The following is a 14,109-nucleotide window of genomic DNA, read 5'->3' on the forward strand; positions in this document are numbered from 1 at the left end:
CGGGGATTCCGGGACCGGCCCCGCCGTCGTCTCCGGCTCGTTGCCGTGCCCGGCCCGTTGTCCGTCTCCGGTTCGTTGCCCTGTCCGGTCCTCGGGTAGGCGGGTCCGGGCCACGCGGGAGGACGCGGGTTCTCACGGCAGGGCGCGGGTCCTCATAGGCAGGACGCGGGTCGTCGCAGGAGGGCGTGGCGCTTCGGGCGACCTTCGCGGGTTCCCGCTCCTCAGCCGTCGAAACCGCCTGGTCGAGCGCGATTGCAAACGTTTGTGCGGGGCACACCGGGAGCGGAGACGTTTGTTCGGACGGGCCTTCGAGGTGTCGTATCCGGCCGATAGGCTGTCGGAATGACGCGAGCCGAGCAGCCACCGGTCGTCAAGACGACCTCAGACACCGCCCTGGTCGCAGATTCCCAGGAGCGCGCGATCCGCGCTCTGCTGCGCTCCCAACCGTTGAAACGCCTCTGGAGCGCCCAGCTCGTGGGGGGTGTCGGCGACTGTCTCGCCCTCCTGGTGCTGGTCGTGCTGGTCCTTCAGGCGGACCTGCTCCAGGGCTCGTTCGGCGGGGGCTACCGGGGTGCGGCGTTCGCGGTCGCCATCGTCTTCGGCGTGCGCGTCCTCGCCACGCTGCTGTTCGGAGCGGTGCTGCTCGGACCGGTGTCCGCGCTGACCGCCCCCGGCGGAGCGCTCGACCGGCGCTGGACGATGCTCGTCGCGGACGGCGTGCGCGCGGCGCTCATGATCGTCGCGCCGCTGTGGATCGACTGGACCCCGGACAACGCCCTCACCATTGTGCTGATCACCGCGTTCCTCGCCGGGGGCGCCGAACGGCTGTGGACGGTGTGCCGGGAGGGCGCCGCCCCCGGGCTGCTGCCCGTCCCGCCGCCCGAGGGCGACGCCGTACGGCCGCTCCCGGACCACCTGGAGACCCTGCGCCGCCTGTTCCAGCGCACCACGTTCTGCGCGCTGCCCGCCGCCGCGCTGACCCTCGTCGCCGTGTCCCTCGTCGGCAACCTGCTGGGCGCCGGACTCGACTGGTTCGCGCAGCACCAGGCCGCGCTCGCCTCGTACGTCGCGGCCGGACTGTTCGCCGCCTCGCTGTCCGTCGTCTCCGCCCTGGAGCTGCCCTCGGCCCGCACGCCGCGCCCGCGTTCCCCGCTCGAAGGGCTGCGCCGGCCGCGCGCCGCGAGCCGGCGGCCCCGGACCGCCGGCCCCGACACCGAGGCCGGGTCCACGGCGGCCGCCACTCCCGCGGCGGAGCCCGCCGACAAGGGGCGTACGGGCGCCGTCCCCGTCCTGGTGGGAGCCTGCGGGGCCGTGGCCGCGGCGATCGGCGCGGCCGTCTCGGTCGGCGTGCTGCACGCCAGGGACCTGGGCGGCGGACCGGTCGCGTACGGCCTGATCGTGCTCGCCCTGACCGGCGGCACCGTCCTCGGTATCCGTACGGCGCGCTCGGTGCTGCCCACCCTGTCCCGGCGCAGGCTGCTGTCCCTCGCGATCGCCGTGGCCGGTGTCGCGCTGCTGGTCGCCGGGCTCGTCCCCGACATCACCACCGTCCTGCTGCTCCTGCTGCTCGCCGGGGTGAGCGCGGGTGTCGCCGCGAACACCGGGCACACCCTGCTCGACCAGGAGATCGAGGAAGGCCGCAGGGCCCGTACGACCGAGCATCTCCAGGCCGTCGCACGGCTGGCCGTCGCGGTCGCCGCGATCGCCGCGCCGGTGTTCGGCGCGTTCATCGGTCCGCACCGTGTCGTCAACGGCAAGTTCACCTTCGAGCACGACGGGGCCTCGTTCACGCTGATGCTCGTGGGCGCGCTGCTGCTCCCGGTCGCCGCCTTCGTCCTCGCGAAGACCGACGACCGGCAGGGCGTACCGCTCCGCCGTGACCTGCGCGAGGCGCTGCGCGGCGGCGACCCGGCCCAGGCCCCCGCGACCAGCGGCTTCTTCCTCGCCCTGGAGGGCGGCGACGGAGCGGGCAAGTCCACGCAGGCCGAGGCGCTCGCCGAGTGGATCAGGGCCAAGGGCCACGAGGTCGTCGTGACCCGCGAGCCCGGCGCCACCCCGGTCGGCAAGCGGCTGCGCTCGATCCTGCTCGACGTCTCCAGCGCCGGTCTGTCGCACCGCGCCGAGGCGCTGCTGTACGCGGCCGACCGCGCCGAACACGTCGACACCGTCGTCCGGCCCGCGCTGGAACGCGGGGCCGTCGTCATCTCCGACCGCTACATCGACTCCTCCGTGGCCTACCAGGGCGCGGGCCGGGACCTCTCGCCGGTCGAGGTGGCGCGGATCTCGCGGTGGGCCACGGGCGGGCTCGTCCCGCATCTGACGGTGCTGCTCGACGTGGCGCCCGAGGCCGCGCGGGAACGGTTCACCGAGGCGCCCGACCGGCTGGAGTCGGAGCCCGCCGAGTTTCACGCCCGGGTCCGTTCCGGGTTCCTCACGCTCGCCGCGGCCGACCCCGGCCGGTACCTCGTGGTCGACGGGGCGCGGGAGCCGGAGGCCGTCACGACGACAGTCCGGCACCGTCTCGACCAGATGCTTCCGCTCTCCGAGGCCGAGATCAAGGCCCAGGAGGAGGCGCGCAGGGCCGCCGAGGAGGAGGCCCGCCGCAAGGCCGAGGAGGAGGCCGCGCGCAAGGCCGAGGAGGAGCGGCTGGAGCGCGAGCGTCAGGAACAGCTCGCCAGGCTGCGCGCCGAGGAGGAGGAGCGCAAGCGCCGCGAGCTGGAGGAGGCCCGCCGGCAGGAGGAGGAGCGCCTCGCCGAGGAGGCCAGGCAGCGCGCCGAGGAGGAACGCCGCCAGGCCGAGGAGGAGGCCCGCCGCAAGGCCGAGGAGGAGGCCGCGCGCGAGGCCGAGCAGGAACGCCTGCGCCGGCAGGCCGCCGAGGAGAAGCGGCTGCGCGAGGAGGCCGAGGCCAAGCGCCGCGAGAAGCAGCGCAAGGCCGAGGAGTCCCTGCTCCGCGCCGAACAGGCGCGCAGGCTCGCGGAGGAACAGGCGCGCCAGCGCGCCGAGGAGGAGGACCGCCGACGCCGGGCCGCCGAGGCCGAAGCCGAGGAGGCCGCCAGGGCGGAGGCCGAGGCGGCCAGGGTCGAGGCGGCGCGGGCGGCCGAACAGGCGTGGGCCGCCGAGCGGGCCAGGGCCGCCGAGGAAGCCGAGGCCGCCGAGCGGGCCAGGGCCGCCGGGGAGGCGCGCCGCGTCGAGGAGGCCGCCGAGAGCCGCGAAACGGCCGGCGGCACGGGTGAGGACCCCGTCCCGGACAACGAGACGACGGTGCCGACGCCGATCTTCCGGCACGGCGACGAGACGACGATCTCCACTCCGGTCGTCCGGCCGCAGGACGCCCGCCCGGCGTATCCCGAGGACGAGACGGCGGTGCTCCCGCAGTTCCGTGACGCGACCGACGCCGACGCCGAGGAGGGCCGGGAGAGCGAGACGCCGCCGCCCGGGGCCCAGGACGAGACGACGGTGCTGCCGCAGTTCCGTGACGGTGCGCCGGAAGCGGCCGGAGGGGCGACGGACGGAAGTCCGTCGGACCGGCGGTCGCCGGACGGGAACGCGCCGGACGGGAACGCGCCGGGCCGGAAGTCGCGGGGCGCGAAGGGGAGCGGGAGCCGTTCCGCGGAGGCCCGTAAGGGTGGTTCCGGGGAGGCGTCCCGGCGGCCCTTCTCCGGCGCGCCGACCGACAGCCCCGCCGACCGCGTCCCGCCCGGGTTCTTCCGCGACGAGGCCCCGTCTGCCGGACGCGGCGACCGGCAGCGGCCCGGACAGGGAGCGGCCGGGAACACCGGGAGGGCCGACGCGCTCGGCCCGAACGACCGGACCAGGGAACTGCCGCAGCTCGACGAGACCGGCGCCCCGCGCCGCCGCCCGCGCCCCGACTGGGCGGAGGAGACCCCGCTCGACGACCTCCCGACCCTCGCGGACGAACTGCTCGGCCCCCGCTTCGACGAGGAGGAGGACGGCGGTTCCGGACGCGGGGGCGGTCGCGGCCGCGGGAAGGGTCGACGGGACTGAGGGCGGTAGCCGGTCTGCCGGTGCCGTGAGGGGAGCGCGGCAGGGGCCGGCTGGTGCCGTGAGGGGAGAGCGGCAGGGGCCGTACGCCGCCCGGTGCGGCCGACCGCCCCCGCCGCTCCCGTCCGGTTCTCGCCCCGCTCCCGTTGTCGTCCCGTCCCCGGCCCCGGCCTCGTCCCGTCCTGTCCCCTTTCTCGTCTTCGTCTTCGTCCTCGTCCGCCGTTGTCGGTGGCATCGTCGACAATGGACCAGCGCGCGAGGTGCGGGCAGGGGCCGCGCGCCGCACGAAGAGGAAGTACGGGTGGCCGTGCCGGCGCAGGGCGGCGGCGGAGTGAGGGAGAGGCGGTGACCGCATGACGGTGTGGGACGATCTGGTGGGCCAGGAGCGGGTGAGCGCGCAGCTCGCCGCCGCCGCCAAGGACGCGGACACGCAGGTCACGGCCGTGGCCGGTGGCGAACTCGGTCCCGAGGGCTCACGGATGACGCACGCCTGGCTGTTCACGGGCCCGCCCGGCTCGGGCCGCGCGGAGACGGCGCGCGCCTTCGCCGCCGCGCTCCAGTGCGTGAGCCCCGACCGCGCGCTGGGCGCCGACCCCGGCTGCGGGTTCTGCGAGGGCTGCCACACGACCCTGGTCGGTACGCACGCGGACGTCGAGTTCGTGCGGACCGACCTGCTGTCCATCGGCGTCAAGGAGACCCGCGACCTCGTCAGGCGGGCGCAGCTCTCGCCCGCGGTGGGCCGTTGGCAGGTCATCGTCCTGGAGGACGCCGACCGGCTGACCGAGGGGGCGGGCAACGTCCTGCTCAAGGCCGTCGAGGAACCGGCCCCGCGTACCGTCTGGCTGCTGTGCGCCCCGTCCCTGGAGGACGTGCTCCCCACGATCCGTTCGCGCTGCCGTCACCTGACGCTGCGCACGCCGCCGGTGGACGCGGTCGCCGACCTCCTCGTCCGCAGGGACGGAGTCGAACCGGCCCTCGCGGCGACGGTCGCGCAGGCGACGCAGGGCCACATCGACCGCGCGCGGCGCCTCGCGACGGACGAGCGGGCCCGCGCCAGGCGCGCGGCGGTGCTGAAACTGCCCCTGCGGGTCGGGGACGTCGGCGCGGGCCTGCGGGCCGCGCAGGAACTGATCGACGCGGCGGGCGACGACGCGAAACAGGTCGCGGAGGAGACCGACGCGAAGGAGACCGAGGACATGCGGGCCGCGCTCGGCGCGCAGGCGGGCGGCCGGATGCCGCGCGGCACGGCCGGGGTGATGAAGGAACTCCAGGACCGTCAGAAGCGCCGCTCGACCCGCACCCAGCGCGACAGCCTCGACCTGGCCCTCGTGGACCTCACCGGGTTCTACCGCGACGTGCTGGCCCTCCAGTTCGGCTCCCGGGCCCCCCTCGCCAACGCCGACGTGCAGGACGCGGTGGAACGGATCGCGCGGGACAGCAGCCCGGAGGCGACGCTGCGGCGCATGGAGGCCATCGGCGCGTGCCGCACGGCGCTGGAACGCAACGTGGCCCCGCTCCTCGCCGTCGAGGCGATGGCGATGGCCCTGCGCGCGGGCTGACCCGCCCCGGGGCCGACTGCTCGTCGGAGGGAGCGCGGCCGAGGCGCCGACTCGCGCGCGGCGAGACGCCGGCTGACGCGCGGCCGAGGCGCCGATTCGCCGATACGGGTCACTTGGTCCTGGTCACCCGGTCCGGAGGCCCCTCGTCCGGTCCCCCGGTCCACGGGCGCCTCCCCCCGGTCACCCGATAGGGCGGAAGGAGCGGACGCAAGGTAGTGCCGTGATCGCTTACCGTTAACATCGGCGGATGAAGTTCACCGCCACCGCGACGACTGTGCCGGCCGCCGTCGCCCTGTTGGCCGCGGCCTGCCTCTCCGGCACGGCGAGCGGCTCCGCGCCCGCGCGGGAGACGGCGGCGTCCGCACCGGCGGCGTCGTCCGCCGGGCCGGTCGCCGCGTACGAGGGGCAACGCCTGCGGTGGCGAGCATGCGAACCGTCGGCTCCGTCGCCGGAAGGCCCGGCCCCGGCAGATGCGGCCGCCCCGGATTCCGCTCCGGCAGGTGCGGCCGCCCCGGATTCCGCTCCGGATTCCGCTCCGGCGGGCGCGGCCGCGACCGGTTTCGAGTGCGCGACGCTGAAGGCCCCGCTGGACTACGCGCGCCCGGCGGAGGGGCACGTCGACCTGTCGGTGGCACGGAAGAGGGCGACGGGCCCCGGTGAGCGCCTCGGCTCCCTCCTCGTGAACCCCGGCGGTCCGGGCGGCTCGGCGGTGGACTACCTCACGGCGTACGCGGGCGAGCACTACCCGAAGAAGGTGCGGGCCCGCTACGACATGGTCGCCGCGGACCCCCGCGGAGTGGCCCGCAGCACCCCCGTCACCTGCCTGGACGGCCCCCGCACGGAGCGCTGGACCCGCACCGACCTGACCCCGGACGACCAGGCGGACAAGGACGACCTGATCCGCTCCTTCAAGGACTACGCCTCGGCGTGCGCGGAGCGGTCCGGGAAGGTCCTCGGGCACGTCTCCACAGCCGACTCGGCACGCGACATGGACCTGCTGCGCTCGGCCCTGGGCGACCGGAGGCTGAACTACGTGGGTGCCTCGTACGGCACGTTCCTCGGGGCGACGTACGCGGAACTGTTCCCGGCGCGCGCCGGCCGCCTGGTCCTGGACGGGGCGACGGACCCTTCACTGGACGCGCTGCGCGTGAACCTCGACCAGACGGCGGGCTTCGAGACGGCCTTCCGGTCGTTCGCCGAGGACTGCGCGACCCACACGGACTGCCCGCTGGGCCGGGGCGCCCCGGACGCGGCGGGCCGGAGACTCAGGACGTTCTTCGGCCGGCTGGACGAGAAGCCCTTGCGCACGTCGGAGACGGACCGGGACCTGAGCGAGGCGCAGGGCACGACGGGCGTGATCGCGGCGATGTACAACAAGGCGGCCTGGCCACTGCTGCGCGAGGCGCTGACGCGGGCCCTCCGGGACGGGGACGGCTCGACGCTCCTCGCGATGTCCGACGCCTACTACGAGCGGGACGAGAAGGGCGCCTACTCGAACCTGATGGCGGCCAACGCGGCCGTGAACTGCCTGGACCTCCCACCGGCCTTCTCCGGCCCCGAAGCCGTGGAGGCGGCGCTCCCGGACTTCGAGAAGGCGTCCCCGGCCTTCGGCGAGAGCATGGCCTGGGCCGCCCTCAACTGCGCGTACTGGCCGGTGCGGGCCACGGGAGAGCCGCACCGCCTCACAGCGCGAGGCGCGCCCCCGATCCTCGTGGTCGGCACCACCCGCGACCCGGCCACCCCCTACCGCTGGGCCCGCTCCCTCGCCACCCAGCTCGGCTCAGGCGTCCTCCTCACCTACGAGGGCGACGGCCACACCGCGTACGGCCGGGGCAGCACCTGCGTCGACACCCACGTCACCACGTACCTCCTGACGGGCCGCCCCCCGAAGCAGGACACCCGCTGCTCCTGAACCGACGAGACCTCGGAGGTGGTCAGGAGCACCCCCCAAAACTGTGTAGACTTGCCGAGGCCGCTGCCCCACGATGGTCAGCACGTCACGCCGCCTTAGCTCAGATGGCCAGAGCAACGCACTCGTAATGCGTAGGTCTCGGGTTCGAATCCCGAAGGCGGCTCCATAGAACCCCAGGTCACGGACTACGTGACCTGGGGTTTTGTCGTTGGGGTGAGCGATGAGGCGCGAGTGGCCCTCCGCTCTTCGCTCTCTGTGTGAGCACGCGTGGCGTGCCCGTGGCGTCGCGTGCACCGGGGTGTGCAAGCCGTTACTCGGGGCCGCTGACGGGGCTGGCTCGCTTTTTTGGAGGGGGGCTACAACGGCCGGACATGGGTTACGTTCGAATCGCCGCGAGCGCTGCGGCGATGAGGCGCGGCGCTCAGTGCCACCGCCCGGCCGTGACGCGGTCCACGCCGCTCAGGAGGCGCCGTACGCCTCGGCCTCGCGGGCCGCGGCGGCCGCGCCCCGGGTGAACGGCTCCCCGTGTCCTGGCAGGAGCACGGTGTGGGGCAGTCCGGCGAGCCGGTCGAGCGAGGCGAGGGCGGTGGCGCTGTCGCTGGTGAAGGCGCGGCAGACGGTGGCCGGGCCGCGGTGTCCGGTGATGCCGTCGTGGGTGACCAGGGCGTCGCCGGTGAAGACCGCTTTGGCCTCGGCGAAGACGTACGCCACGCTTCCCGGGGTGTGGCCGGGGAGGGGCACCGCGGCGGGCCGTCCGGGGAGCGCGTCGAAGGTCGTGTCGCCGTCGAAGGGGTGGGCGTGCGCGAAGGGTGGCGCGGTGAACCCGCCCCGCAGGGCCATGTGCAGGGGCGTGCCGAGGGCGGCCGGCCGGCGCAAGAGATACGGGGCCATCGAGCGCTCGGGCTTCGCGTGCCGCATCGAGCTGCGCGGTCCGTCGGTGAGAGTCGCGGCGTCCGGCCGGTGCACGTGGATCTCGGCTCCGGCCCGGTGGAGCGCGGTGACGAGGCCGGTGTGGTCGGGGTGGGAATGGGTGAGCAGGACGGCCCTCACGTCGGCCAGGCCGAGGCCGGTGCCCGACAGGTGCGCGCGCAGTTGCTTCAGGTGCCCCGGCAGGCCCGCGTCCACGAGCACGAGGCCGTCGGGGTGGTGGACCACGTAGAAGTTGACGATGTCGTCGCCGAGGCGGTCGACGCCGGGGGCGACGGTGCGGGCGGGGGCGGTGGAGGGCATGGCGTGCTCCGGTGGCGGGAGAATGGGCGAGGCGGCGGAAGGGGCAGCGGTCCTCCCCCGCATTTTGGATGCAAGTGACTGTAATCAATTTCTGGGGGTTCCGCCCGTGTCCTCGACCGAGCCGGCCTCGCGCAGGCCGTACGACGCCAGCGGGCGGCGGGCCGCCGCCCGGCGCAGGCGCGCCGCCGTCCTGCGGGCGAGCCTGGAGCTGCTGGCGGCCGAGGGGTACCGGGCCACGACGATGCGCGCGGTGGCCGCGCGGGCCGGGGTCTCCCCCGAAGCGGTCTACAAGATGTACGGCAACAAGTCCGGCCTGATGAAGGCCCTGTGGGACACCACTCTGGCCGGGGACGACGAACCCGTGCCGATGTCCGGGCGCGCCGCCCTCCGGCAGGTGTGGGCCGAACCGGAGCCGCACGCCAAGCTCCGCGGGTACGCGGCCTTCGTGTGCGGCGTACATGCCCGGACCGCCCCACTCTTCGCCCTGCTCGGCGAGGCGGGGCCCGAAGTGGCCCAGCTCCTCGCCGTGACGGAACAGGAGCGCTTCACCGGTGTCACGGCCTTCGTCGGCCACCTCGACGAGCGGAATCTCCTGCGTACGGGCGCGGACCCGGCCGGGCTGGCTGATGCTTGCTGGGTCCTCACCGGGCCCCAGGTCTTCATCCGGTTCACCGCCGACCGACGCTGGGATGCGGAGCGCTACCAGGAATGGCTGTACCGGACGCTGGTGGCCGAGCTGCTTCCGTAGGCGTGTGGGTGGGGCGGCGGGCGGGGGCCTGTACCGGCGCGGGAGGGCTTGCCTGCGCGGGAACGATGCCTCGCGCTCGCAGCCGACCGGCCGACCGGCCGACCGGCGCACCGGCGAGAGAGCCGCGACGCCGGTCGCACCGCCGTGGCCCCGGCGTGGCCCCGCCGCCGGGCCGGTCTTTCGCCGCGGGCGTGCTCACCGACAGGTTCCCTCCTCAGGGTCGAGCCGGATCGTGCGCCGCGCTCACCGGTCATCCGCCTGTTCACCGAAGGCCGGGCGTCCGGCACGCCGCTGCTGGGGGGCCGCTTTTCATGAGCCCGCTGCTGACGTGACTGCTGGTCGACGGGGTACCGCTCGTCGCCCGCGACACCGGTACTGGTTCCCCGGGTGCCGTCCTCGGCGTCGGCGCGCGGATGCGCTCAGGGGCGACGTTGTGCGCGATCTTCCACGAGACGTCCCTCCGCGCCGCCGGCGCCGGCCGGCACCCGCCGGGCCGGCGGCAGGCTCGTCCGGTCTCCGGCACCAGTGGGTGGCCCGGCCTCGCTCGCGGATCGTGGCGACGTGCGCGGGGCCGGGCCTGTTCTGCTCCGGAGGCCCGGACCGGGTCAGACGTACATGGTGTTCGGTTCGAGTCCGCACAGGACCCGGCCGTAGAGCTCGGCGTTGGTCGTCGAGTGCATCAGGGCGTGTGTGCTCAGTGCGCGCAGGTCGCGGGCCACGCGCTGAAGCGGCTCCGAGGTGCGGATCGAGGAGCCGCCGCCCTCCGCCGCCAGAAGGGAGGCGGTCTCGTCGGCGAGGTGGAAGACCCGTCCCAGGTAGGCGCGGGAGCGGACGCGTTCCTCCTGGCTCCACTCCTCTCCCGCGGCGCATTTGGCGTCCGTGAGCGCCGCCAGCCGGGAGGCGTGCGACTCGGCCTCCTCCACCTTCATCGCCGCCTCCGCCACGAGGAGGTGTGTCACCGGCGCGTCCCGGCGGCTCGGGTAGTCCGTGTAGGTCATCTTCCGGTCGAGCCGGGCCATGAAGGACTCCAGGGCGACCCTCGCCATCCCGACGGCGGGGCCGGTGAACGTGGAACAGCCCGTGGGGATCATCGGGCTGCGGTACACGGGCGAGAGCGGGTTGGCCTGCGAGGCGGACTCCCCCCGCAGTACCGAGACCAGCGGCACGACCCGGTCCGCGGGCACCCGGACGTTCTCGGCGACGGTGGTGACGCTGCCGGTCGCGCGCAGTCCCATGGTGTGCCAGTCGTCGAGCAGGGAGAGTCCGGACATGGGCACCACGGCCATGACCGGCCACTGAGAGGTGCCGTCAGGCGCCGGCGCCATGGCGAGGACCACCTGCCACTGGCTGTGGTGGGCGCCGCTGACGAACCCCCAGCGGCCGTTCACGAGGTAGTCGCCGCCGCCTGCCGGGGTGGCGGTCGCGCTCGGGCTGAGCACACCGCACACGCGGGCCCCGGGGGTGAACACCTCGTCCTGGACGTGGTCGGGGAAATGGCCCGCGAGCCAGGCCGAGACGGACCAGGCGGACACCGTCCAGGCCGCCGAACCGTCTCCCCGCGCGATCTCCGCCACCACGTCGAGGAGGGTGGTGGCGTCGGTCTCGTAGCCGCCGTAGCGGGCCGGTATCCGCATGCGGAAGACGCCGGCCCCGGAGAGCGCCTCCAGGGTCTCCTCGTGCAGGCGCCGGTTGCTCTCGCCCCATCCGGCGTGTTCCCTCAGGACCGGAAGGGTCTGCGCCACGCGCTGGGCGAGGTCCACGTCGGGGGGTGCGGTGGTCGTGGTCGTCACGTTCACTCCTCTGAGTCCGGGCCGGCCGACGGGGCCGGCCGGTGGTGGCATGTGCCGGAAGGGCCGCCGTGGTGTCACGAGGAGGTGGCTCCCCGCAGAACCCGGAGGGCGACCTTGGGACGCATCAGGGCCTGTGGCGGGTCCACCATCCCGGCGGCCCGCAGGAAGGCGTCGGAGAGGACGCCGTCCTTCGCGGCGGCCGCCTGGAGGCGCGGGATGTAGAAATTCCCCCAGCGGACCTTGAGGCCCCGGCGTCCCTGGACGCCGGGGTGGCCGAGATCGCCGCCCACCGCCATGTCCCACGGGGCGTCGATCACCGCCGCCAGGTCCCGGAAGAAGTCCCGGGGCCGGGGCGGCCGTCCCCGGTCGAGATGGTCGCGCAGTACCAGGGACTCCACCGCCGCGACGGTCATGCCCTGGGCGTAGACGGGGTTGAACACGCAGGCCGCGTCACCGAGCACCAGCAGGCCGTCGGGCAGGTCGTCCAGCTTCTCGAACCGGCGCCTGACATTGGCCGGGAAGTGCATGGAGACCGGGTCGTCGAGCATCTTCGCGTCGCGGACGGCGCGGTGGATCTCCGGTACCGGCAGGCCGGCCGCGTAATCCAGGAAACCCGCGCGGTCGGTGGGCGGCGCCTGGCCCAGCAGCCCGTACATCGAGAGGGAGTACCGGTCACGCAGCCGGGCGAGCGTCGCCCCACGCGGGCTGGCCGGATTCGCCACGCAGACCAGGGCGGCGCCGTCTCCGATCGGGTCGACCGGCAGCGGAGAAGCGAAGTCGACGGTGGTGTAGGTCAGGTCGATCCTGATGCGCTCCTCGCGGACGCGCGGATAACCCAGCTCGGTCAGCCAGCGGGTGGCGCGCGAGCCGCGGCCAGTGGTGTCGACCACGAGGTCGGCGTCGAGGACGCCCTCCTGACCCCCGGCCGGCCGCAGGCGGACACCGGTGACCCGCCCGCGGTCCCGTGAGGTCGTGAGCCCGACGATGTCGGTCCGCTCCCGGCTCGTCACGTTCGGCAGGGCGAGGACACGGGCGCGTATCCGGTCCTCCAGCAGGGGCCGCTCCGCCGACACGCAGACCAGCCCGGTGCGTGTCCTCTCGATCGCGCGTCCCCCGAAATACCAGCCCAGTCCGGTGCCGAAGTCGCACACCGGCACTCCCATGGCGCCGAGTTCGCCGGTCAGGCCGGGGAACAGCTCCTCCAGGACCTGCTGCCCCCTGCCCAGGAGACCGTGGATGTGCCGTCCCTGGGGGACCGAACGCCGCGGACCGGACCCGGTCAGGACGTCGCGGTCGACCAGCGTCACCCTCCGGTACCGCTCGGCGAGCAGACGGGCGGACAGCAGTCCCGCCACGCTCGCTCCGAGTACCACGGCGTGGTCTCCGATGCAGGTGCTCACGGTGGTCCTTTCCGGGCCGCGCTCCAGCGCCGGGGGGTGGTTCCGCCCCCGGCGGCCGTCACGCTCTGGCCCTGGTCTGCTGGTCATCTTCCGGTCCACGGGGGCGAGTTCCTTCTTCCCCGGTGCCCACCCGCCGCGGGCGGCCGTGCGCCGCGCGCTGTGCTCCGCCGGCCGGGTCTCGCACGGCCGGCCGAGGGGTCCCGGCGCCGGCTCAGCACCGTAGGGTCCGCAGGAACGCGCGCAGGTCGGCCACGAAGAGGCCGGGCTCCTCAAGGGCCGGGAAGTGCCCGCCCCGGTCGAACTCGCTCCAGTGCACGATCCCGGGGAAGGCCCGCTCGGCCAGCCGCCGCACCGGCCGGGCCGAGTCGTGCGGGAACACGGCCACGCCCAGGGGTACGGCCGGGCCCGGCGGAGCGGCCCGCTCGGGCCGGGCGGGCGCGGTCGGAAGGGCCTCGGCCATCTCGAAGTAGAACTGGGCCGAGGAGCCCGCCGTGGCCGTCAGCCAGTAGAGCATGACGTTGGTGAGGAGGCGGTCGCGGTCGACGGAGTCCTCCAGGGCCTGAGCCGATGCGGTCCACTCCCGGAACTTCTCCACGATCCAGGCCAGTTGGGCGACCGGGGAGTCGGTGAGCGCGTAGCCGAGCGTCTGCGGCCGGGTGGCCTGGAGCCGCATGTAGCCGGAGCCGCTCTCCACGAACTCGGCCAGCCGCCGGAGGCGGTCCAGGTCGGAGGGGCCGAACTCCTCCGTGCCGTCGCCACCGGCCGGATCGGTGATCAGGAAGTTCACATGCGCTCCGCGCACATGCTCCGGGTCCAGCCCCGCGAGCGCCAGCGAGATCCACGCACCGATGTCCCCGCCCTGCGGTATGTAGCGGGTGTAGCCGAGCCGCCGCATCAGCTCCGCCCAGGCGCGGGCGATGCGCTCCACGCCCCAGCCCGGCTCACGAGTGGGGCCGGAGAGCCCGAAGCCCGGAAGGGAGGGGATGACGAGGTGGAAGGCGTCGGCGGGGTCGCCACCGTGGGCACGGGGATCGGAGAGCGGCCCCACGACGTCGAGGAACTCGGCGACCGAACCGGGCCACCCGTGGGTGAGGATCAGGGGCACGGCGTCGGGTTCGGGCGAGCGGACGTGCAGGAAGTGCACCCGGGCGCCGTCGATCTCGGCGGTGAACTGTGCGAGGGCGTTCAGCTCGGCCTCGGCCGCGCGCCAGTCGTACTCCGTGCGCCAGTACTCGGCGAGTTCCTTGAGGTAGTCCTGGGGTACCCCGCGGCTCCAGCCGGGTTCCGGCAGCCCGTCCGGCCAGCGGGTGGCACCGAGGCGCCGGCCAAGGTCGTTCAGGGCGGCCTGGGGGATCTCCAGGCGGAAGGGCTGCATGCCGTGCTCCTCTGTTCTGACGGCGCGGGGCGACAGCCCCACGCGGGCGCCGGGACCGGCTGCCCGGGGGCCGGTCCCGGCACGGCGGACGGA

8 protein-coding genes and 1 tRNA gene are annotated in these 14,109 nt (G+C 74.5%); 5 read left to right on the forward strand and 4 right to left on the reverse strand.

Features of this window, described 5'->3' with window-relative positions; genetic code table 11:
- Positions 1-342 precede the first annotated feature (342 nt).
- The 4 genes from tmk (at position 343) to ACFYMP_RS19190 (ending at position 7,639) form a co-directional block, all read left to right on the forward strand.
- Positions 343-4,005: a dTMP kinase gene (gene tmk / locus ACFYMP_RS19175; protein ID WP_388858575.1), complete on the forward strand. Its 3,663-nt coding sequence runs from the start codon at positions 343-345 to the stop codon at positions 4,003-4,005.
- A 350-nt stretch (positions 4,006-4,355) separates the two neighbouring features.
- On the forward strand, positions 4,356-5,561 hold the full coding sequence (locus ACFYMP_RS19180) for a DNA polymerase III subunit delta' (protein ID WP_388858578.1): 1,206 nt from the start codon (positions 4,356-4,358) through the stop codon (positions 5,559-5,561).
- A 247-nt stretch (positions 5,562-5,808) separates the two neighbouring features.
- The gene (locus ACFYMP_RS19185; protein ID WP_388858581.1) at positions 5,809-7,473 is read left to right on the forward strand and encodes an alpha/beta hydrolase; all 1,665 of its coding nucleotides are present in this window, start codon (positions 5,809-5,811) and stop codon (positions 7,471-7,473) included.
- 89 nt (positions 7,474-7,562) lie between these two features.
- Positions 7,563-7,639: transfer RNA gene (locus ACFYMP_RS19190), tRNA-Thr, on the forward strand.
- Between the two features lie 293 nt (positions 7,640-7,932).
- On the opposite strand, the gene ACFYMP_RS19195 is transcribed toward ACFYMP_RS19190, so the two are convergent.
- Entirely contained in the window at positions 7,933-8,703 is a 771-nt protein-coding gene (locus tag ACFYMP_RS19195; protein WP_388858584.1) for an MBL fold metallo-hydrolase, read from the reverse strand.
- A 106-nt stretch (positions 8,704-8,809) separates the two neighbouring features.
- Here ACFYMP_RS19195 and ACFYMP_RS19200 point away from each other — a divergent pair, with 106 nt between their 5' ends.
- Positions 8,810-9,451, forward strand: coding sequence for a TetR/AcrR family transcriptional regulator (locus ACFYMP_RS19200; protein ID WP_388858587.1), 642 nt, complete (start codon positions 8,810-8,812; stop codon positions 9,449-9,451).
- Positions 9,452-10,056: 605 nt separating this feature from the next.
- On the opposite strand, the gene ACFYMP_RS19205 is transcribed toward ACFYMP_RS19200, so the two are convergent.
- The 3 genes from ACFYMP_RS19205 to ACFYMP_RS19215 form a co-directional block, all read right to left on the reverse strand.
- Positions 10,057-11,241 carry an acyl-CoA dehydrogenase family protein gene (locus ACFYMP_RS19205; protein WP_388858590.1) on the reverse strand — a complete coding sequence of 395 codons (1,185 nt, stop codon included), beginning with the start codon at positions 11,239-11,241 and terminating at the stop codon, positions 10,057-10,059.
- Positions 11,242-11,315: 74 nt separating this feature from the next.
- Entirely contained in the window at positions 11,316-12,641 is a 1,326-nt protein-coding gene (locus ACFYMP_RS19210; protein ID WP_388858593.1) for an FAD-dependent oxidoreductase, read from the reverse strand.
- A gap of 211 nt (positions 12,642-12,852) precedes the next feature.
- Positions 12,853-14,016, reverse strand: coding sequence for an epoxide hydrolase family protein (locus tag ACFYMP_RS19215; protein ID WP_388858596.1), 1,164 nt, complete (start codon positions 14,014-14,016; stop codon positions 12,853-12,855).
- Positions 14,017-14,109 lie beyond the last annotated feature (93 nt).

The organism is Streptomyces sp. NPDC007088 (assembly GCF_042869355.1).
GTDB lineage: Bacteria > Actinomycetota > Actinomycetes > Streptomycetales > Streptomycetaceae > Streptomyces.